Raw genomic sequence first — 18,938 nt, 5'->3', positions numbered from 1 at the left:
GCGCAGATTGCCGCTGGCCACTGGTAGGCGGGCGACAAATTTCAGAGCCAATAGCCATAAAAGCAATGAGTTCATATAACCAGTGCGCATGACAAGAGAATATCGGCTACAATTCATCCATCGACACGGCAACGACATAAAGCTGCCAAGTCAGAGAAATTACCGCGCGATGGAGCAGTCTGGTAGCTCGTTGGGCTCATAACCCAAAGGTCGGAGGTTCAAATCCTTCTCGCGCAACCATCAAAAAAGCCTTCTGGAAACAGAAGGCTTTTTTCGTTGTGCACTGCACAGTGGTCAAGTCCCACGCCGATCCGGGCGTGCCGCCTCGCTGTAAAAAAATCGCCCCTCTTTCGAAGAAGCAGGGGCGATTTGCAAAGGGAAGGCGCCAGGCGCCCACCGCTGATGCTTATGGGTACAGACCGCGCATTTCGCGAGCGTGCAGAATGCGCTTGCAAGCCACGATGAAGGTGGCCGTACGCAGCGACACCTTGTTTTCCTGGGCCACTTGCCAGATGCCAGCGAAGGCCTCTTGCATGATGCGCACCAGGCGGGCGTTGATTTCGTCCTCGGTCCAGAAGAAGCTGGAGAAATCCTGCACCCACTCGAAGTAGGACACGGTCACGCCACCGGCGTTGGCAATCACGTCGGGCAGCACCAGCACGCCCTTGTCGGTCAGGATGTCGTCGGCTTCAGGCGTGGTGGGGCCGTTGGCGCCTTCGATCACGATCTTGGCCTTGATCTGCGCGGCATTGTCCTTGGTGATCTGGCTTTCCAGCGCAGCAGGGATGAGGATCTCGCAATCCACGGCCCAGAAATCCTTGGAGTCCATGGCTTCGCCACCGGCAAAGCCGCCCACGCCGCCATTGGCTGCCACATGCGCCAGCAGAGCCGTCACATCCAAGCCGTTGGCGTTGTAGATGGTGCCGGTATGATCTTGCACGGCCACGATATTGGCACCGGCTTCAGCAAACAGCTTGCCTGCAGTACCGCCCACATTGCCAAAGCCTTGCACGGCCACGCGTGCGCCTTGCAAGGGCAGGCCGGTCAGCTTGGCAGCTTCCACGCCCACGGTGAACACGCCGCGGCCTGTCGCTTCCACGCGGCCCAGCGAGCCGCCCAGATCGACGGGCTTGCCTGTCACCACGCCGGTGGAGGTGGCGCCGGTGTTCATGGAGTAGGTGTCCATCATCCAGGCCATGATCTGGCCGTTGGTGTTCACGTCGGGTGCGGGAATGTCCTTGGATGGGCCGATCAGCAGACCGATTTCGCTGGTGTAGCGACGTGTCAGGCGTTCCAGTTCGGAAGTCGAGAGCTTGCGCGGATCTACGCGAATACCACCCTTGGCACCGCCGTAAGGCACGTTCACGGCCGCGTTCTTGACCGACATCCAGGCCGACAGCGCCATGACTTCAGACAGCGTCACGTCCTGGTGGAAACGCACGCCACCCTTGCCGGGGCCGCGGCTCAGATTGTGCTGAACGCGGTAGCCCTCGAAGTGGGCGATGGTGCCGTTGTCCATCTCGATGGGCACGTCGACGATCAGAATGCGCTTGGGGCGCTTGAGGGTCTCGACCCAGCGGGCGAGCGAGCCCAGATAAGGCGTGACGCGATCTACTTGCTGCAGATAGTTGCCCCAGGGGCCGAGGTGCTCGGAATTCAGATAAGAAGGCAGAGCGTGTGCGGAAGAGTCTGTGGCTTGCATGATTTGGGCCTGGTTGACTGAGGTGGAACGGGCCGTTGTGAGGCCTCGCTGTCCGGGAACTACAGTGTGCGCGGGGCTTTGTGGCTTGTCCAAGGCTTGTTGCTTGGGGTCTTATGCATTTAACGCATAACCCTGAAAAACCGCCGATGCTGTCCAGTGTTGTCAGGGGAATACGCAACCGGGCGCGGAATTTGCCATCATGCTTGCATGTCTGAAAACAACGATTGCCAAGACGGCTGGTGCGGCCCCGCCCCTTTTGCCAACACTCCGCCCATGGGTTTGGCCCCCGAGTTGCGGGACGTGCAGGATGTGCTGCCCGATTGGGCGCAGCTGGCTCCGGCCCTGCATGAAGATGCCTATGCCACGGCCGATGCGCTGTGGTGGTCGCGCAAGCTGGGCGAGAAGATGAGCCTGGGCGCGGATGTGGCGGCGCTGATGCGCAACGAGGAAGATGCACGCGCCGTGCAGTCGGCGCTGGCCGGCGTCTTGGGCTGGTGGCCTGCAGACCGGGCCCCGCGCTACTGGAAGTCCGGCGCTGCCAACCGCCAGACGGCCCTGCTGCATGTGCCCCTGCCCGAGTCTGGCGTGCAGCAAGGCCTGGCCTGCGCTGCCGCCCCGCCAACCGTATTCAATCTGCGCGGTGCAGAGGCGGAAATCGCCTTGCGCATAGGGCAAGACATTTCAGCGCAGCAAGCTGCCGCCCTGACTCCCGAAAGCGCCCTGGCCCTGGTAGATGACGTGGCCGTGGCCATTGAATGGGTGGATGTGCGCTGGCGCGACGGCTTGCAGGCGCCGGCCCTGGCCTTGCTGGCCGACGGCCAATGCCATGGCGGTCTGGCGCTGGGCGAATGGCTGCCTGCCTCAGTGCTGGCGGGCCGGGACTGGGCGCAGCAAGTCTGCACCGTGGCCGTGAACGGTGAGGCGCCCCGGCGTTTTACCGGCACGCACAGCCTGGGTGACCCGGCCTGGTTGCTGCTGGACTGGCTGCAGCATGTGGCGCGCTGCTACGGCAGTGTGCCTGCAGGCACGGTGGTGACCACGGGCAGTTGGTGCGGCTGCCTGAAGCTTGAGGCTGGGGATCGCCTGGCCGTTGTTTTTGAGGGCCTGGGCCAGCTGGGCTGGCAGTTTTAAGCCGGTTTGCTCACAAAACAGAAGCTGCTTGCGCCAACGACTGCTTGATCTTGAAGCGAAAGCACGCTGCATTCAAATCAAGCTCTGCGCCAGCAGCTTTTGAAGTAATAGCAAGTCGCTTCACTTCACCTGGATTTTCTCCAGCGCCGGAGAGCCCGCCGGGTATTGGAGCTCCAGATTGCCCAGCACCTCGCGCAGCAAGGTGGCAATCATCAGATTGCGGTGGGTTTTGGAGTCGGCGGGAACAATGGTCCAGGGCGCCCAGGGCGTGTGGGTGGCGGCCAGCAGCTTTTCATAGGCCTGCTGATACTCGTCCCACTGGGCACGTACCTTGAGGTCGCTTTCGTCAAACTTCCAGTGTTTGCAGGGGTCGTCCAGTCGCTCTTGCAGTCGCTGGCGCTGCTCGTCCTTGCTGATGTGCAGCATGAACTTGACGACCAGGGTGCCGTTTTCGCTGAGCATGCGCTCGAAGTCGTTGATCTGGGCATAGCGCTGGGCCTGCTGCTCGGGCGTGATCCAGCCGTTGACCACGGGCACCAGCACATCCTCGTACTGGCTGCGGTTGAACACCACGATCTCGCCCGCGCCCGGCACCTGCTGGTGGATGCGCCACAGATAGTCATGGGCTTTTTCGGCATCGGTAGGCGCTTTCCAGCCCACGGTGTGCACGCCCAGCGGCGTCATCTGGCCGAACACGCCGCGCAGCGTGCCGTCCTTGCCGGCCGCATCCATGCCTTGCAGTATGACCAGCAGCTTGAAGCGCCGATCGGCATAGAAGATGTTCTGCAGCCCATCGAGTTCCCGGGCCAGCGCGCTGACGCTGTCCTTGTCATGCTGCTTGCCCTGGCCGGCTGAAAAAGGCTTGGCTCCGGGCTCGAAGCCGGCCAGCTCCACGGAGGGCGGCGCATCGGCGTCCAGCTGGCGGCTGTCGCGCGGCACGCCGGGCTGCCATTGCTGCCAGAGCTTGCGCAGGGTTTTGTGCTTGCTCTCGAAAGGATAGACATTCTCGGCGGAAGGCGAAGGCTGTACCGGCTGGCTGGGGGTGGACATAACGCAGCTCCATGAACAAGGTGGATGAAAGCGGATGCTATGAATAATCTAGCTATGTGCGCCTGATTGATATGGGTTTCAGGCTGTTTTAATGCTTAACTCGGGCGCTGCGGCACTCCCTGCTCGCGCAGCAACTGCACAAAGCGGCGGGCGGCCAGGCCTTGCGGGCTTTCCTTGGACCAGACCCAGTCCACGAACAGTGTGGTGCCATTGCTCAGGTTTTGCACGGGAATTTCCAGCAACTGACCGGCGGCAATGCGCGGCTCGACCAGGCCCTTGGGCAGCCAGCCCCAGGCCATGCCCGCGCCAATCAGCGACAGCGCGGCCTGGTGGCTGTCGGTGCGCCACAGCTGGCGGGCAAACACAAAGCGCGGGTCGGTCTGCTGCGGATCACGACTGGCCACCAGCACCTGGCGGGTGGCTGCCAGCTGTTCCACGCTGAGCCGGGCGCGCTCGCCATGCTCGGCCCGCGCCTGCTGCCAGGGGGGGAACTGAGGGGACATCACGGCCAGCAGCGTCTCGCGCCCCATTTCCTGAAAGCCTTCGCGCCCGTCAATGGCCGGGCGTTCAAACACCAGGGCCAGATGGGCGCGGCCTGCGTGCAGCAACTGCAGGGCATCGGTCTGCGGCGCGGTCAGCACTTCAATCGGTAGGGCAGGAAACTCCTGCACCAGGGCGGCCAGCGTCTCGGTCCAGGGGGTGGAGAGCAGCTCGGGCGCAATCGCCAGCGTCAATCTTTCCTCCAGCCCCTGATGCAAGGCGCTGGCCTGCCAGTTGAGCTGCTGCAGCTGCTCGGCCAGCAGACGGGCCTGCGGCTCCAGCGCCCGGGCGGCGGCCGTGGGCCGGGGCTCGCGCCCGCTGCGGTCGAACAGCGGCAAATCCAGCTCCGCTTCGAGCTGGGCCACGGCCATGCTCACGGCCGAGGGCACGCGCCCCAGCTTGCGGGCGGCAGCGGAAAACGAGCCTTCATCGAGCACGGCAAGAAACAGCGGAACCTGGTCGGCAGCGAATGGCATGGCGTTATCTATCAGGAAAATTGAAAGGAGATGACTTTTATCTTCAGTTTTCAGAACATACACTGCGGCCCATGTCTCAACAAGCCTCCGCGATGGCATCCGCTTCTTCTTCTGCCGCTCACACTGTTCATGCTTCTGTCAAAGCCTCCGCGCCTGCCGCGCCGGGCAAGGCCACGGGTCTGCAAGGCCCCAAGCGCCGCATCATCTATGTCTCCTTGTACGAGGCGATCGCTATCGCCGTCTCCAGCCTGATCTTCATGGCCATTGGCCAGAAGGCCGGCGACTCCAGCGTCATGGCCGTCGCCGCATCGGTGATTGCGATCTGCTGGAACCTGAGCTTCAACCACCTATTTGAAAAATGGGAAGCACGCCAGGCCGTCAAGGGCCGCTCCGTGCTGCGCCGCGTGGTGCATGCGATTGGTTTTGAGGGCGGCTTGGCGCTGGTCCTCATCCCGCTCATGGCCTGGTGGTTCGACGTCTCGCTGTGGCAGGCGACGGTGATGGAAGCCGGCCTGCTGGTGTTCTTCATGGTCTACACCTTTGCCTTCAACTGGGCGTTTGACCGCCTGTTCGGTCTGCCTGCCTCGGCCCAGAATCTGTCGGCCTGAGTCAAGTAAAAAATCCGGCTGCAGCGCTTGATAGTCAAGCGCAGGTAGCTATCAAAAAAAGCGTGCGCCTTGTCAAGGTGCACGCTTTTTTCGTTGGGGAGCGGTGACGGGAATCAGCGCAGCCAGCTGATGAAGCCCTGCAGCAAAAAGGCGTTGATGATGTCGATGAAGAAGGCCCCCACCAGCGGCACGATCAGGAATGCCTTGTGCGAGGGGCCGTACTGGTTGGTCAAGGCCTGCATATTGGCCACAGCCGTGGGCGTGGCGCCCATGCCGAAGCCGCAGTGGCCGGCGGCCAGCACGGCGGCGTCGTAGTCTTTGCCCATGACGCGGAAGGTCACAAAGACCGCATACGAGGCCAGAAGCAGGGTCTGCACCAGCAGGATGATCATTAGCGGCGCGGCGAGATCCGTCAGCTCCCACAGCTTGAGCGACAGCAGGGCAATGGACAGATAAATCGACAGGGCCGCGCTGCCGAAGACGTCGATGGCCCGGTCAAAGACCTTGATGTTGAACACATAGTCCAGCGTATTGCGGATGATCACGCCGCCGCCCAGGGCCCAGACAAAGGTGGGCAGCTTGATGACGCCCTGGGTCAGCGAGGTCATGAGTTCGGCAAACGCCAGGCAGCCGGCGAACAGCGCCAGGGTTTCCACGGCAGCATCGGCCGTGATCAGGCGCGGCGCCTTGCTGGAGGATTCGAAATTGGCCACGTCGCTGCCCTCGCTCACGGCGGGCGCATCGACACTGAGCTGCTGGGCCTCGGTGCGAGGCTGGGCCAGCTGGCGGCTGGTGATCAGCCGCTTGGCCAGCGGGCCGCCGAGCAGACCGCCAATCACCAGACCGAAGGTGGCACAGGCAATGCCCAGCGCCGTGGCGCCGGTGAGGCCGTATTCGTTCTCCAGCATCGCGCCGTAGGCCCCGGCCGTGCCATGGCCGCCGATCAGAGTGATGGAGCCTGCGACCAGACCCATCAGCGGGTCTTGCCCCAGCAAGGTGGCCAGGCCCACGCCCACCACGTTCTGCGCAAAGATGAAGCCGGCGATCAGCCCCAGAAAGACCAGCAGCGCCGTGCCGCCTTCGCGCAGCTTGGAGAGGTTGGCGCTCAGACCAATGGAGGAGAAAAACACCAGCATGAAAGCATCTTGCAGGCTGGACTCAAAGCCCAGGGTCAGGCCCGTGGTTTCATGGAGCAGGAAAATGCTCATTGACACCACCAGCCCGCCGGAGACGGGCTCGGGGATGTTGAAGTTGCGCAGAAAGCGGATGTGCCGCGTCATCAGCTTGCCCAGCAGCAGCACCAGCACGGCAAAAATAAGGGTGTAGTACGCGCCAAAAGTGACGTGCATGCGTTTTCTCCAATCGGCACCCGCCGTCAAGGGGCGGCGGTGATTCCTGAGGTCGAGTCTGTACTCTGGGTTGAACAGTGCATCGGCGTCGCAGCATGTGGCGGCTTGGCTCCATTCGCCAGAGCCTAGACAGATAGGATCGATGCTTTTATCCCGTCAGCATGCCCGCCGCCGTTTGCGCGCGCAACTGGCATTCATCTGGCATCAACGTGACCGAGGAGGCGAATATGCTTGAAACCAGACGACTGCGTTCGTCATTGACGATATGTCCCGGGCGAATGTTGGCGTTTTAGGGATAAAGCGCGGGTTTCATGCAATAAGCCGAGGCGATCGGACTGCGGTGCAGGGAGTCAGGCACATTGGTTCGATTGAGGCTCTTGACGGTTTAAGGCGCATTCACTTGTGCACATGGTGCAGATTGGCTGCATGGACATAAAATGCAGGGCTTCGCCCCAAGGAGCGCTGCAGCTAGCTGGTTGATGTTCAACCAGTGCGTCAGGCTTGGGGTCAGCAGCTGGGCTCTGATGCCGGCTGCTTCGCAACAACGGCGCTCACCTGTTATTTCTGATTCTGGTTTTCACACAGGTGAGCATGATGTCTGCTGCAATCCCCGCCACTGCTATTTCTTCCGTGCCCCCCATGCGCCTGTCGGGCCTGGAGCCCGTGTTCATCGGCGAGGACACGCTGTTCGTCAACGTGGGCGAGCGCACCAACGTCACCGGCTCCAAGGCCTTTGCGCGCCTGATTCTCAACGAGCAGTACGAAGAAGCGCTGGCCGTGGCCCGCCAGCAGGTGGAAAACGGCGCCCAGGTGATCGACGTGAACATGGACGAGGCCATGCTGGACAGCAAGGCCGCCATGGTGCGCTTTCTGAACCTGATCGCCTCCGAGCCCGATATCGCCCGCGTGCCCATCATGGTGGACAGCTCCAAGTGGGAGGTGATCGAAGCCGGTCTGCGCTGCATCCAGGGCAAGGGCATCGTCAACTCCATCTCGATGAAAGAGGGCGTTGACGAGTTCAAGAAGCACGCAAAACTAGTCAAGCGCTATGGCGCTGCCGCCGTGGTGATGGCGTTTGACGAAAAAGGCCAGGCCGACACCTTCGAGCGCAAGATCGAAATCTGCGAGCGTGCTTACCGCATCCTGGTGGACGAAGTGGGTTTTGCCCCCGAGGACATCATCTTCGACCCCAATATCTTTGCCGTGGCCACCGGCATCGAAGAGCACAACAACTACGGCGTGGACTTCATCGAAGCCACGCGCTGGATCAAGCAGAACCTGCCGGGTGCCAAGGTGTCTGGCGGCGTATCCAATGTGAGCTTCTCCTTCCGCGGCAACGATCCGGTGCGCGAAGCGATCCACACCGTGTTCCTGTACCACGCCATCAAGGCCGGCATGGACATGGGCATCGTCAACGCCGGCATGGTCGGCGTGTACGACGATCTGGAGCCCGTGCTGCGCGAGCGCGTGGAAGACGTGGTGCTGAACCGTCGCCCCGACGCCGGCGAGCGTCTGGTGGAAGTGGCCGACAGCGCCAAGAGCGGTGCCAAGGACGAGAGCAAAAAGCTGGAGTGGCGCGGCACGCCCGAGCACCCCAGAACCGTGGGCGAGCGCCTGTCGCACGCCCTGGTGCACGGCATCACCGACTTCATTACCGAAGATACGGAAGAGGCTTATCAAGCTATCGTGATCCAGGGCGGCGGCCGTCCGCTGCACGTGATCGAAGGCCCGTTGATGGACGGCATGAATGTGGTCGGCGACCTGTTTGGCGCCGGCAAGATGTTCCTGCCCCAGGTGGTGAAATCGGCTCGCGTGATGAAGCAGGCCGTGGCCCATCTCGTGCCCTATATCGAGGAAGAGAAACGCCAGCAGGAAGCCGCTGGCATGGACGTGAGCAGCCGCGGCAAGATCGTCATCGCCACTGTCAAGGGCGATGTGCACGACATCGGCAAGAACATCGTCACCGTGGTCTTGCAGTGCAACAACTTCGAAGTCATCAACATGGGCGTGATGGTGCCCTGCCACGAAATCCTTGCGCGCGCCAAGGCCGAGGGTGCCGACATCATCGGCCTGTCTGGCCTGATCACGCCCAGCCTGGAAGAGATGCAGTACGTGGCCGGCGAGATGCACAAGGATGACTACTTCCGCATCAAGAAAATTCCGCTGCTGATCGGCGGCGCCACCTGCTCGCGCGTGCACACTGCCGTGAAGATTGCGCCCAAGTACGAAGGCCCGGTGCTGTATGTGCCCGATGCCTCGCGCAGCGTGAGCGTGGCGCAAAGCCTGCTGGGCGAGAACAAGGAGGCCTATCTGCAGGAAGTGCAGGCCGACTACGACAAGGTGCGCACCCAGCACGCCAACAAGAAGAAGACGCCGCTGTGGCCTTTGGAAAAGGCCCGCGCCAATGCCACGCCCGTGGACTTTGCCGCCCACCCGCCCGTGGCACCGCGTGCCCAGGGTCGTCGCGTGTTCAAGAACTTTGACTTGGCCGAGATTGCCCAGTTCATCGACTGGGGTCCGTTCTTTCAGACCTGGGACCTGGCAGGTGCCTATCCCGCCATCCTCGACGACGAAATCGTCGGCGTGGAAGCGCGCAAGGTGCAGGCCGATGCCCAGGCCATGCTCAAGAAAATCATCGAAGGCCGCTGGCTGCAGGCCAATGGCGTGATGGGCCTGTTCCCCGCCAACCGCGTGGGCGATGACATCGAGTTCTACACCGACGAATCGCGAACTCAGGTGCTGATGACCTGGTACGGGATGCGCCAGCAAACCGAAAAGCAGGCGATTGACGGCCCGGATGGCCGGCCCGTGATGCGCCCCAGCCGCTGCCTGGCTGACTTTGTGGCCACCAAGGAATCGGGCATCGCCGACTATGCAGGTCTGTTCGCCGTCACGGCCGGTATCGGTGCCGAGAAGAAGGACAGGGAGTTTGAAGCCGCACTGGACGACTACAGCGGCATCATGTTCAAGGCCCTGGCCGACCGCCTGGCCGAAGCTTTTGCCGAATGTCTGCACCAGCGCGTGCGCAAAGACCTGTGGGGCTATGCGGCCGATGAAAACCTCAGCAACGAGGAACTCATCAAGGAGCAATACCAGGGTATTCGCCCCGCGCCAGGCTATCCGGCCTGCCCCGACCATACGGCCAAGTGGGACCTGTTCAAGACGCTGCAGGCCGAGGAAATCGGCATGACGCTGACCGAAAGCCTGGCCATGAACCCCGCTTCCAGCGTCAGCGGCTTTTACATCGGCTACCCCGAAGCCACCTACTTCAACGTGGGCGAAATCGGCGAAGACCAGCTGGCCGATATGGCTGCGCGTCGCGGTATGGATATCGAGGAGCTGCGCCGGTATCTGGCCCCGAATCTGGCTTGATTTTTCTTGCAGCCATGAGGCTGCAAGCCTGATTTGCTCTGATCTCAGACGGCTTTATGCAATGGCAGCCGTCTGAGCTCGGGCCAGATCAGCCAATCGCCTCGACTCGGTTGCGGCCGTTCTCTTTGGCCAAATACAGTCCTTCATCGGCTCTTCTGAGCAAATTTGACATCTCTCTGTCTTTGGTGCCTTTCACGGCCACGCCTATGCTCAAGGTAAAGGGGATGGCTCTGTCTTCTGGCCAAGAATAGGAAAAATCTCTGTCAGAGATTTTCTTTCTTAAATTTTCTGCTATTTGAAGTGCCTCTTCCTTATTCGTATTAATCAGGCAGGCAACAAATTCTTCCCCGCCAAGTCTGGCGACAATATGTTCTTTTCCTATGGTTTCACGGGCGATGGACGCAAAGGCTTTCAGCACATCATCTCCGCCTTCATGACCATAAGTGTCATTAACCAGCTTGAAGTTATCCAGATCCATCATTAGTATGGAGAGTGGATTTTCTGTCTCAAACAAGCTCCTGGCCACATCATTGAATTCGCGGCGATTGGGCAGTCCGGTTAAATCATCGACTGCCGCCTGGCGGTGCAAAAGATCAACCAGGTGCACCTTGTCCGTGATGTCTCTGATAATCGCGGTAAATTCCACCAGCCCATTCACGGTGATTTTAGAGATGGCGATTTCTACCGGGATGCGGCTTCCGTCTTTATGAAGTCCGTAAATCCGGTTTCGCTCGTCCATTTGTCTGGAGCGCACTGGAGAACGCGCAAACTGATGCACATATCCCCGGTGACCTTCGCGGGCCGCGGGAGGAAGCAATACTTCCAGCGGCTGGTCCAGCATTTCTTCCTGGTCGTAACCGAACAAGCCTTCTGCGGCCCGATTGAACAAGGTGATGTGATGCTGCTGATCGATGGTGATGATGGCATCGTATGCGGCATCCACAACCGACCGAAAACGTGATGTGCTGACTTCAAGATCATGCATCAGCAGCATTTTTTTTGTGATTTCTATTCCGGTGAGAAAAACCCCTTCGGCCGTTTCGGAGTTGGCTGATTTCTTGAATGGCTTCAAAGACAAACGCCACCAGTGCGTTCCATCTTTCAAATCATAGGCCTGCTCCAACTCATGAGAAACACCATCAGCCAAGCAATTAATAACGGCTAAACGCAGCTCTCATCTTGCATAATTGGGGACGATTGTTTCTAGAGAAAATGGATAGCGATGAATGGAGTTTCTTTTGGCCCCCATCATGTCGAAGAATATCTCATTGCAAGAGCTGACGGCCAAACCATCTTCATTCACACGAATCAAAGCCACGCTGGCTGCGATTCCATTCATGAAATCTTGTAATTCTTCACCCAGTCTATCCATAGCAAATCCTTAAATATCGAATCGGAAGCATCGCGCGTGCCAACGATAGCTACCTTTTCCCACCCCGACGGTTAAAGTGCAAAATTATATGGACAGTCCACGCCTGATAACGAAAATCAAGCGCTCATGTTTTGTCATGACGCTGTTGCAAAAATCCGCTTGAAGACAGATTTTCCCGGACTCAGACCGGTGAATGCCAGGGCAAGCGTCCGAGCCGGGCCCGGTTTTTTGGGGCGAGCAAGGATGGCGGCGCGAGCACGCAGCTCATGGACTGTTGCGCATGGGCTCCGCTCGCCTGCAAGGCTTCAGCGCGGGGCACCAGCACCCATGGCCGCGCAAGAGCAGCGCCAGCGCCGACTTCGTTGAAAGTCATGCCACTGGCGTGAATCTGCGGCGTCAGCGCATGGCTGACCCCGCTGGTGCTTGTTTATCGCCCGGGTCTGGCGGCTGCCGGACGGCGTGAAGGTGACAAGAGCGCCGAGCTACCGCTTTTCGCACTGGGCGAGTCTCTCGGCGCTGTGGTTACAGCCCCAGCTTTTTGGCCACGTAATCCGCGTCCTTGTCGCCGCGGCCCGAGAGGTTGACCAGAATGTGCTGATCGCGGCTCAGCTTGGGTGCCTCGCGTATGGCCCAGGCCACGGCATGGGCGCTCTCCAGTGCGGGGATGATGCCTTCCACGCGCGACAGCGTCATGAAGGCGTCAAGGCAGGCCTTGTCGTCCACCGATTGGTAGTCCACCCGGCCCAGGTCCTTCAGATAGCTGTGCTGCGGGCCCACGCCGGGGTAGTCCAGGCCCGAGGCAATGCTGTGCACGGCGGCGGGCGTGCCGTCGGCGTTTTCCAGCACATAGCACTTCATGCCGTGAATCTCGCCGGGCTTGCCCACCGAGAGGGTCGCGGCATGGCGGCCGGGCTTGTCAATGCCTTCGCCTGCAGGCTCCACGCCCACCAGGTGCACGGATGCGTCGTTCAGAAAGGCCGTGAAGATGCCCATGGCGTTGCTGCCGCCGCCCACGCATGCGGCCACATGGTCGGGCAGCTTGCCATGCTTGTGCTGGAACTGCTCTCGGGCCTCGCGTCCCACGATGGATTGGAAGTCGCGCACCATCATGGGAAAGGGGTGGGGGCCGACCACCGAGCCAATGGCATAGATGGTGTTCACGGGGTCTTGCAGATAGACCTCGAAGGCGCTGTCCACCGCTTCCTTCAAAGTGGCGGCGCCGCGCGTGACGGGCACCAGGGTGCAGCCCAGAATGCGCATCTTGGTGACGTTGGGGTGCTCTTTCTCTATGTCCACCTGGCCCATGTGAATCTCACAGGGAATACCCACCAGAGCGCAGGCCGTGGCTAGCGCCACGCCGTGCTGGCCGGCGCCGGTTTCGGCAATCACTTTTTTCTTGCCCATGAACTTGGCCAGCAAGGCTTCGCCCAAGCAGTGATTGATCTTGTGCGCACCAGTGTGGTTCAGGTCTTCGCGTTTGAGGTGGATCTGCGCGCCGCCCAATTGATCCGACAGACGCTTGGCGTGAAAAATCGGGCTGGGGCGACCTACATAGTCGGCAAACAGGGCGGCCAGCTCGTCCTGAAAATCCTGGCGCTGGACGATCTCGTCATAGGCTTGCGAGATTTCATCCATGCACTTTTTCAGGTCGGGCGGCACCAGCTGACCCCCGTAGGGGCCGAAAAAGCCGTTGGCGTCCGGCATGGCCGCGGGATTTTTGCTCATTGCTTGTCTCCTGGTGTCATGGTTATGAGACCGTCTTCATATCACAGCCGCTATGCGCTGCCGATGCAGACAAGCCCGAGCCTGTCAGAGCAGAAATGGACGCCAGCCCATATATCACAAGCGTTTACAGCTATTGTTTTGGTATTTTTGGCCGTCCGCTGCGGCCTGCAACACAATAAGGCCATGAAAGCCAGAACCGTCCGCGACATTGTCTTTGCGCATGCCATAGAGACTGCAGCGCCCCATGAGAGTCTGCCCACGGCCGCGCGCTGCAATGCCATCACGCAGGAGAGTCTGCATGCCCTGGGCAAGAGCGGTGAGGGCAGCACCGCCTTTGCCGCATTCCTGCAGGAGCGTGCCAAACGCATCATTGCCAATGCGCAGCTGCCTGCCGACATCCGCGCGCTGTGGCTGCGCTCGGCCGGTGTATCGCGCTGGGCGGTTATCGGCATCCTGGCGGCGGCGCTGGTGCTGGGCTATCTGGGCCATGCCATCACAGATCCGCACCGGGTCGATCTGCTATCGCTTTCGCTGATAGGCATTGTGCTGTGGAATCTGCTGGTCTATGGGCTGCTGATCGTCGGCGGCCTGCGGGCGCTGGTGAGGCGCAAGCCCGAGGTGCTGCTGCCGCTGGCGCCTACACAGGCCCATGTCGCCAATGCAGCCGAGGCGGCAAGCGCCTCCAGCGGCTGGCTGCAAAAGCTGGCTGCCAGGCGCGCACAGCTGACGGCCGGCACCGGCCTGCGCAAGCTGGCACTGACCTTTGAGCGCAACTGGTGGCAGATCAGCCGCCGCCAGCGCCATGCGCAATGGCTGCTGTGCCTGCATCTGGGCGCGGCCATGCTGGCGCTGGGAGCGCTGGCGTCGCTGTGGATCACAGGGCTGACCCGTGAATATCAGGTGGGCTGGGAGAGCACGTTTCTCTCGCCTGCGGCCGTGCAGACCTGCCTCAACATTCTGTTTGCCCCGGTTCACTGGCTGGTAGGTGCCGCCCCCTGGAGTCTGGAAGAGATCCGTGCACTGCAGGGCTGGGTGCCCAGCGGCACCCCCGAGGTGGTTGCGGGCCTGAGCCAGTGGCTGGAGCGCCCCACGGTGGGCGAGCGCTGGGTGCAGCTCTATACCTTGCTGCTGTGCATTACGGTGATAGGGCCGCGTTTGTTGCTGGCGCTGTGGCAGGGCGTGCGCCTGGGCTGGATGAAGCGCCATATGGCCCTGCCTTTGCAGCAGCCGTATTTTCAAAAACTTCAGCGCGACTGGGCGGGCCGGGCCACGCAGCTGCTGGTCCAGCCCTACAGCCTGGACCTCACCCCCGAACGCGAAGCCGTGTTGCGCAACCATGTGGTGCAAAGCTATGGCGCCGGCGCGCAGCTGACGCTGCTGCCTGCGCTGGCTTATGGCTCGCCTTTGCCGCAGGCGCTGGACGGTGCCGGCCAGCAAGTGCTGCTGCTCAATCTGGCCGCCACGCCCGAGGCCGAGATTCACGGTGCCCTGCTCGGCCAGGTCTTGCATTACTGGGGGGCGCAGACGGACGTCTGGCTGTGGGCGCAGGACTTTCGTGCCCGCAACACCGGCGCACCCGGCCGTGTGCAGGAGCGCGAGCATCTGTGGCAAGACTTTGTACGCCGCGCAGGCTTGCATGTCACGCTGATCCCCGCTGCCGGAAACTGAATATGTCCACAGAAAATACCGCCGTGGCCTTGGCCACAGACCCCGAGCAAACCATTCAATGGTGCCTGCTGTCGCACACCAATATCGGCAAGACCACGCTGACCCGCACCCTGGTTTCCGATGACGTGGGCGAGATCGAGGACGGGGCCCACGTCACCACCCAGTCGCAGCGCTATTTGCTGCAGAAAACGCAGCAAGGTGATGAGCTGTGGCTGTGGGATACGCCGGGCTTTGGCGATTCCGTGCGCCTGTATGAGCGCCTGCGGCAGCAGGGCAATCCCCTGGGCTGGTTTCTCAGCAATGTCTGGGATCGCTGGCGCGACAAACCGTTTTTTTTGAGCCAGCGCGCCCTGCTGGCCGCGCGCGATCATGCCGATGTGATGCTCTATCTGGTCAACGCCGCCGAAGACCCGGCCGATGCCGGTTACTGGAGCGCGGAGATGAGCATTCTGCGCTGGCTGGGCAAGCCCGTCATCGTCTTGCTCAACCAGATCGGCAGCGACACCACGCAGCAGCAGACCGCCGACGATCTGCAGCGCTGGAAGCAGGCTACGGCCGCCTTCAAGGACACGGTGCAGGACGTGCTGGTGCTCGATGCCTTCACCCGCAGCTGGTGGCATGAGCGCCGGATGATGCAAAGCATTGCCCCGCTGCTGCCGCAGGCCAAGCAGGCCGCATACGAGCGCCTGCTGCAAGAGCGTGCCCAGCGTCAGGCGCAGCGGCAGGCGCAAAGCCTGCGGGCCATGGCCGAGCAATTGGTCGCCTCGGCCCGCTTGCAGGAGCGCATGGACCCGGCCCAGGGCAAGCTGCTGGCGCGTGCCTGGCACGGCCTGAGCAGCCTCGCCGCCAAGCTGGGCAAGAACAAGGGAGAGACCGAGGCCCTGGAGCCGCAGGCCAGGGCCGCCGTGCAGCGGTTGATGCAGACGCTGCACCAGGCCGATATGCAAACCACGCAGCGCTTGCTGGAGATCCACCAGCTGGACGGTAAGGCCGCCAGCCAGATCGAAGAGCAGTTGCAAAGCCAGCTCAAGGTGAGCACGCCGCTCGATCCCCAGGCCGCCAGCCTCTGGGGGGCGCTGACGGCGGGTGCCGCCACCGGCCTGGGGGCGGATCTGGTGGCCGGCGGCCTCACGCTGGGCGCGGGTGCCTTGCTGGGGGCGCTGGTGGGGGCGGCCACGTTTGCGGGCGCGGCCTGGGGTGCGAACAAGATGTTTGACCAGCAGGCGCAGACTTTTCAGCTCTCGAGCGACTATCTGAACGCCTTGGCAGCCCAGGTGCTGCTCAAGTATCTGCTCATCTCCCACTTCGGGCGTGGCCGTGGCCGCTACACCAGCCCTGCGGCGCCGCAGCAATGGAGCGAGGCCGTGCAGACCGCCATGCTGGCGCAAGGCGAGGAATGGTCACAGCTGTGGGACAGCTTGCGTGCAGCCGATGCGTCGGCCGATGTCGGCGCAGTTCAGACCGATGTGGAGCAGCTGTTGGAGCGCGGGTTGCAGGCGGTGATGCAACAGCTCTACCCCACGCTGTCGGACACTTTTTGACGCTGGCACTCTTGCGAATTGACGTCGGCTGGCGCAGCATGGCAGCGGCCGCGTCAGGTCTGGCGCGGCGTTCCACCAAACCGGGAGTGCATTGATGCGCAACACATGGACTTTGTGGCTGGCTGCAGCCTTGATGGGCAGTTCCTTGACCAGCTTCGCCCAGACACAGGCGGCGCCCGCTACCGCACCGGCAGCCAAGACGGCCCCCGCGCCTGCCGCCAAGACGCCGCCTGCAGCCGCGGCCATGCCAGCGACCAAGGCCGCACCGGCATCGGCACCTGCAGCGACCGGAAAACCCGCAGCCGCCGCGACGCCGGCACCAGCGGCCAAGACGGCAAAAACGGCTGCAGCAGGCGGCGGTGCCGGCAAGGTCTGGGCCAATGAGGACAGCAAGATTTACCACTGCCAGGGCAGTCGCTTTTATGGCACGACCAAGAACGGCAAATACATGACGGAAGCCGAAGCCAAGGCCGCAGGCATGCACGGCGCCAACAACAAGACCTGCGCTTAAAGCACTTTCACTCCTCTCCACGCGCTTGTCTGCCTGTGCAGCAAGCGCGTTTTCTTTTTAAGGTAAAACCAGGCGGTAGCCAGCATGCGCCAATCGCCAGCTGCTATCAATGACATAGGGAGTGACGAGGGATGATGTGGCTGGTCGGCTTGATGATGGTGTTGATGGGTTTAGTGTTTCTTTGGGCGTTTTCGGCGGTGCTGATATCCATCCTGGTCGGTCTGCTGGCAAGCGCCTTGCTTTGGCTGCCGTTGCGCTGGTGGCGCAGAAGGCAGTTGCAGCATGCTCTGGAGCTGAACCCGGCGCTGGATACTCAGCAGGAGGCTCAGAAGCATCCGGCCCTGTTTTATGTGCTCTCGACCCTAGTGGTGCTGCTGGGCTGTGTCGCCATGCTGGCCACCCTGGTCCAGCTGCCGCAGCGCATGTTCTCGCCCGAGCAACTCTCGCTGGGTGCCGGCATCGCGCTGGTCATCAGCTTTGCAGCGCTGATCAAGCTGTCAGGCAATCTGCTCAGCCTGGGCAAGGATGCGCAGGCTGCGGCCGATATCAAGGCGGGCTGGTCGCTGGCGGCGGGCATTGTGCCCATGCTCGTGGTGATCGTGCTGATCTTTTTTGCCCCCCATACCGCTGGCTGGATGGTCTGGCGCGAGGAGTGGCGCGGCTATGACAGCACGCAGCTGCGCATTCCCCTCAAACGCAACGATGCCGAGCACCAGCGCGCCGCGCTGCAGCTGGTCCGGCCCGTGCTGGAGCAGGGCAGCCGCATCTTGAACCACCGTGCCAGTTCGCGCAGCGGCAGCAGCTATACCCTGAGCGCCGCCTTGCCTGCGCGCTATCGTTTTCATGAGGATGCGCTGGAACTGCAGCTGGCGGGGCTGATGCCGCAGGAGCAGCTCAATGTGCATCTGCAGGCTCTGGTTTCCGTGGTGGAAGGGGCCGAGGCCGGTAGCTTGCAGCTGGCCTACGCCCAATGCCTGCCGTCACCGGAATGGCTGGGCAGGCAGCGCTTTTTCGGCCGCGGCCAGCAAGCCATGTCATCGCTGCGCGGCTGTGTACAGAGCCGCCAGTCCGAGTTGGAAGCCGTCCTGCCTTTGCTGCAGGGCAATCTGCAGGAGGTGCAGATAGGCTGGCGCCGCTTTCGCCCCTGGCTGAGCCTGCCGCGCTGGCATGCCGCGCTCCTGCCTGAAGACGAGGACGCGTTGCAGCAGCTCGATACCTTGCGTTAAGCGCCGCTGGCCGAGCCACTATCCGGCAGCGCATCCACCCACTGCCCCGGCTCCAGTCCTTCAATCGTGTAGGGGCCAATCGCCATTCGTACCAGGCGCAGTGTGGGGTGGCCCACGGCGGCCGTCATGCGGCGCACCTGGCGGTTCTTGCCTTCACGGATGATCAGCTCAATCCAGCTGTCGGGAATGTTCTGGCGCACGCGGATCGGCGGCTTGCGCGCGGCCATCAGAGGCTGGGGATCGAGCAGGCGGGCCTTGGCGGGCAAGGTCAGGCCGTCGTTGAGCTGCACGCCATCGCGCAGGCGCTGCAGCGCGGCAGCGTCGGGCACGCCTTCCACCTGCACCCAGTAAGTCTTCTCCATCTTGTGGCGCGGATCGGCAATGCGGGCCTGCAACTGGCCGTCATTGGTCAGCAGCAGCAGGCCTTCGCTGTCGGCGTCCAGCCGGCCCGCCACATACACGCCGGGCACATCAATCCAGTCTTTCAGGCCTTGCCATTTGCCCTCGGGCGTGAACTGGCTGAGCACTCCATAGGGCTTGTGAAAGCACAGCAGTCTGGGTACTTCGGGACGGGGCGCGCTCTGGCGCACGACGCTGCTACGCGGGTTGGATGAGCGGCTGAAGGTGCGGCTGGGCGGGGTTGGACGTGGCATGCCGCGAGCTTAGC

At 62.0% G+C, this 18,938-nt stretch carries 15 protein-coding genes, 1 tRNA gene and 1 riboswitch; of the genes, 8 read left to right on the top strand and 8 right to left on the bottom strand.

All coding sequences use genetic code 11. From position 1 onward, the window contains the following. Positions 1–163 precede the first annotated feature (163 nt). Positions 164–240 (top strand) — tRNA-Met (locus ACNAZA_RS12620). 166 nt (positions 241–406) lie between these two features. On the opposite strand, the gene ACNAZA_RS12615 is transcribed toward ACNAZA_RS12620, so the two are convergent. Further along, positions 407–1,702 carry a Glu/Leu/Phe/Val family dehydrogenase gene (locus tag ACNAZA_RS12615; RefSeq protein ID WP_415796919.1) on the bottom strand — a complete coding sequence of 432 codons (1,296 nt, stop codon included), beginning with the start codon at positions 1,700–1,702 and terminating at the stop codon, positions 407–409. A 207-nt stretch (positions 1,703–1,909) separates the two neighbouring features. On the opposite strand from ACNAZA_RS12615, the gene ACNAZA_RS12610 reads away from it, so the two are divergent. Next, a complete protein-coding gene (locus ACNAZA_RS12610) occupies positions 1,910–2,833 on the top strand; it encodes a fumarylacetoacetate hydrolase family protein (RefSeq protein ID WP_415796918.1) in 924 nt (307 codons plus the stop codon). A 120-nt stretch (positions 2,834–2,953) separates the two neighbouring features. Here ACNAZA_RS12610 and ACNAZA_RS12605 read toward each other — a convergent pair whose 3' ends face one another. Continuing rightward, entirely contained in the window at positions 2,954–3,883 is a 930-nt protein-coding gene (locus tag ACNAZA_RS12605; RefSeq protein ID WP_415796917.1) for a PPK2 family polyphosphate kinase, read from the bottom strand. A gap of 95 nt (positions 3,884–3,978) precedes the next feature. After that, complete coding sequence (locus tag ACNAZA_RS12600; protein ID WP_415796916.1) at positions 3,979–4,899, bottom strand: LysR family transcriptional regulator; 921 nt, start codon at positions 4,897–4,899, stop codon at positions 3,979–3,981. A 179-nt stretch (positions 4,900–5,078) separates the two neighbouring features. Here ACNAZA_RS12600 and ACNAZA_RS12595 point away from each other — a divergent pair, with 179 nt between their 5' ends. Further along, the gene (locus ACNAZA_RS12595; protein ID WP_462936554.1) at positions 5,079–5,507 is read left to right on the top strand and encodes a PACE efflux transporter; all 429 of its coding nucleotides are present in this window, start codon (positions 5,079–5,081) and stop codon (positions 5,505–5,507) included. 113 nt (positions 5,508–5,620) lie between these two features. On the opposite strand, the gene gltS is transcribed toward ACNAZA_RS12595, so the two are convergent. Next, positions 5,621–6,856 (bottom strand): sodium/glutamate symporter, encoded by a 1,236-nt coding sequence (gltS, locus tag ACNAZA_RS12590; RefSeq protein ID WP_415796914.1) that lies wholly within the window; start codon positions 6,854–6,856, stop codon positions 5,621–5,623. Positions 6,857–7,304: 448 nt separating this feature from the next. Next, a riboswitch (S-adenosyl-L-homocysteine riboswitch) is annotated at positions 7,305–7,416 on the top strand. A 34-nt stretch (positions 7,417–7,450) separates the two neighbouring features. Here gltS and metH point away from each other — a divergent pair. Beyond that, the gene (metH, locus tag ACNAZA_RS12585) at positions 7,451–10,228 is read left to right on the top strand and encodes a methionine synthase (protein WP_415797002.1); all 2,778 of its coding nucleotides are present in this window, start codon (positions 7,451–7,453) and stop codon (positions 10,226–10,228) included. Between the two features lie 88 nt (positions 10,229–10,316). Here the strand turns inward: metH and ACNAZA_RS12580 are convergent, their stop codons facing one another. The 3 genes from ACNAZA_RS12580 to trpB all read right to left on the bottom strand — a co-directional run bounded on the left by ACNAZA_RS12580 (position 10,317) and on the right by trpB (position 13,325). Then, a complete protein-coding gene (locus ACNAZA_RS12580) occupies positions 10,317–11,375 on the bottom strand; it encodes a GGDEF domain-containing protein (protein ID WP_415796913.1) in 1,059 nt (352 codons plus the stop codon). 27 nt (positions 11,376–11,402) lie between these two features. Then, the gene (locus tag ACNAZA_RS12575; protein WP_415796912.1) at positions 11,403–11,600 is read right to left on the bottom strand and encodes a hypothetical protein; all 198 of its coding nucleotides are present in this window, start codon (positions 11,598–11,600) and stop codon (positions 11,403–11,405) included. A 522-nt stretch (positions 11,601–12,122) separates the two neighbouring features. After that, complete coding sequence (gene trpB, locus ACNAZA_RS12570; RefSeq protein ID WP_415796911.1) at positions 12,123–13,325, bottom strand: tryptophan synthase subunit beta; 1,203 nt, start codon at positions 13,323–13,325, stop codon at positions 12,123–12,125. 183 nt (positions 13,326–13,508) lie between these two features. On the opposite strand from trpB, the gene ACNAZA_RS12565 reads away from it, so the two are divergent. The 4 genes from ACNAZA_RS12565 to ACNAZA_RS12550 all read left to right on the top strand — a co-directional run bounded on the left by ACNAZA_RS12565 (position 13,509) and on the right by ACNAZA_RS12550 (position 18,271). Beyond that, entirely contained in the window at positions 13,509–14,993 is a 1,485-nt protein-coding gene (locus ACNAZA_RS12565; protein WP_415796910.1) for a DUF2868 domain-containing protein, read from the top strand. A 2-nt stretch (positions 14,994–14,995) separates the two neighbouring features. Continuing rightward, positions 14,996–16,534 carry a DUF3482 domain-containing protein gene (locus tag ACNAZA_RS12560; protein ID WP_415796909.1) on the top strand — a complete coding sequence of 513 codons (1,539 nt, stop codon included), beginning with the start codon at positions 14,996–14,998 and terminating at the stop codon, positions 16,532–16,534. 94 nt (positions 16,535–16,628) lie between these two features. After that, a complete protein-coding gene (locus tag ACNAZA_RS12555; protein ID WP_415796908.1) occupies positions 16,629–17,045 on the top strand; it encodes a signal protein in 417 nt (138 codons plus the stop codon). Positions 17,046–17,176: 131 nt separating this feature from the next. Then, positions 17,177–18,271: a hypothetical protein gene (locus ACNAZA_RS12550; RefSeq protein ID WP_415796907.1), complete on the top strand. Its 1,095-nt coding sequence runs from the start codon at positions 17,177–17,179 to the stop codon at positions 18,269–18,271. Here ACNAZA_RS12550 and ACNAZA_RS12545 read toward each other — a convergent pair. Next, on the bottom strand, positions 18,268–18,924 hold the full coding sequence (locus ACNAZA_RS12545) for a pseudouridine synthase (RefSeq protein ID WP_415796906.1): 657 nt from the start codon (positions 18,922–18,924) through the stop codon (positions 18,268–18,270). The genes ACNAZA_RS12550 and ACNAZA_RS12545 overlap by 4 nt on opposite strands. Between the last annotated feature and the right edge of the window lie 14 nt (positions 18,925–18,938).

This window comes from Comamonas aquatilis (assembly GCF_965139575.1).
GTDB lineage: Bacteria > Pseudomonadota > Gammaproteobacteria > Burkholderiales > Burkholderiaceae_C > Comamonas > Comamonas aquatilis.
This window is presented reverse-complemented; position numbering and strand designations above follow the sequence as displayed.

Bases quoted from the DNA above. Each gene is read 5' to 3' on its own strand.
- metH (WP_415797002.1), top strand. From the start codon at position 7,451: ATGTCTGCTGCAATCCCCGCCACTGCTATTTCTTCCGTGCCCCCCATG.
- ACNAZA_RS12605 (WP_415796917.1), bottom strand. From the start codon at position 3,883: ATGTCCACCCCCAGCCAGCCGGTACAGCCTTCGCCTTCCGCCGAGAAT.
- ACNAZA_RS12565 (WP_415796910.1), top strand. From the start codon at position 13,509: ATGAAAGCCAGAACCGTCCGCGACATTGTCTTTGCGCATGCCATAGAG.
- ACNAZA_RS12615 (WP_415796919.1), bottom strand. From the start codon at position 1,702: ATGCAAGCCACAGACTCTTCCGCACACGCTCTGCCTTCTTATCTGAAT.
- ACNAZA_RS12600 (WP_415796916.1), bottom strand. From the start codon at position 4,899: ATGCCATTCGCTGCCGACCAGGTTCCGCTGTTTCTTGCCGTGCTCGAT.
- ACNAZA_RS12575 (WP_415796912.1), bottom strand. From the start codon at position 11,600: ATGGATAGACTGGGTGAAGAATTACAAGATTTCATGAATGGAATCGCA.
- ACNAZA_RS12610 (WP_415796918.1), top strand. From the start codon at position 1,910: ATGTCTGAAAACAACGATTGCCAAGACGGCTGGTGCGGCCCCGCCCCT.
- gltS (WP_415796914.1), bottom strand. From the start codon at position 6,856: ATGCACGTCACTTTTGGCGCGTACTACACCCTTATTTTTGCCGTGCTG.
- ACNAZA_RS12555 (WP_415796908.1), top strand. From the start codon at position 16,629: ATGCGCAACACATGGACTTTGTGGCTGGCTGCAGCCTTGATGGGCAGT.
- trpB (WP_415796911.1), bottom strand. From the start codon at position 13,325: ATGAGCAAAAATCCCGCGGCCATGCCGGACGCCAACGGCTTTTTCGGC.
- ACNAZA_RS12560 (WP_415796909.1), top strand. From the start codon at position 14,996: ATGTCCACAGAAAATACCGCCGTGGCCTTGGCCACAGACCCCGAGCAA.
- ACNAZA_RS12545 (WP_415796906.1), bottom strand. From the start codon at position 18,924: ATGCCACGTCCAACCCCGCCCAGCCGCACCTTCAGCCGCTCATCCAAC.
- ACNAZA_RS12550 (WP_415796907.1), top strand. From the start codon at position 17,177: ATGATGTGGCTGGTCGGCTTGATGATGGTGTTGATGGGTTTAGTGTTT.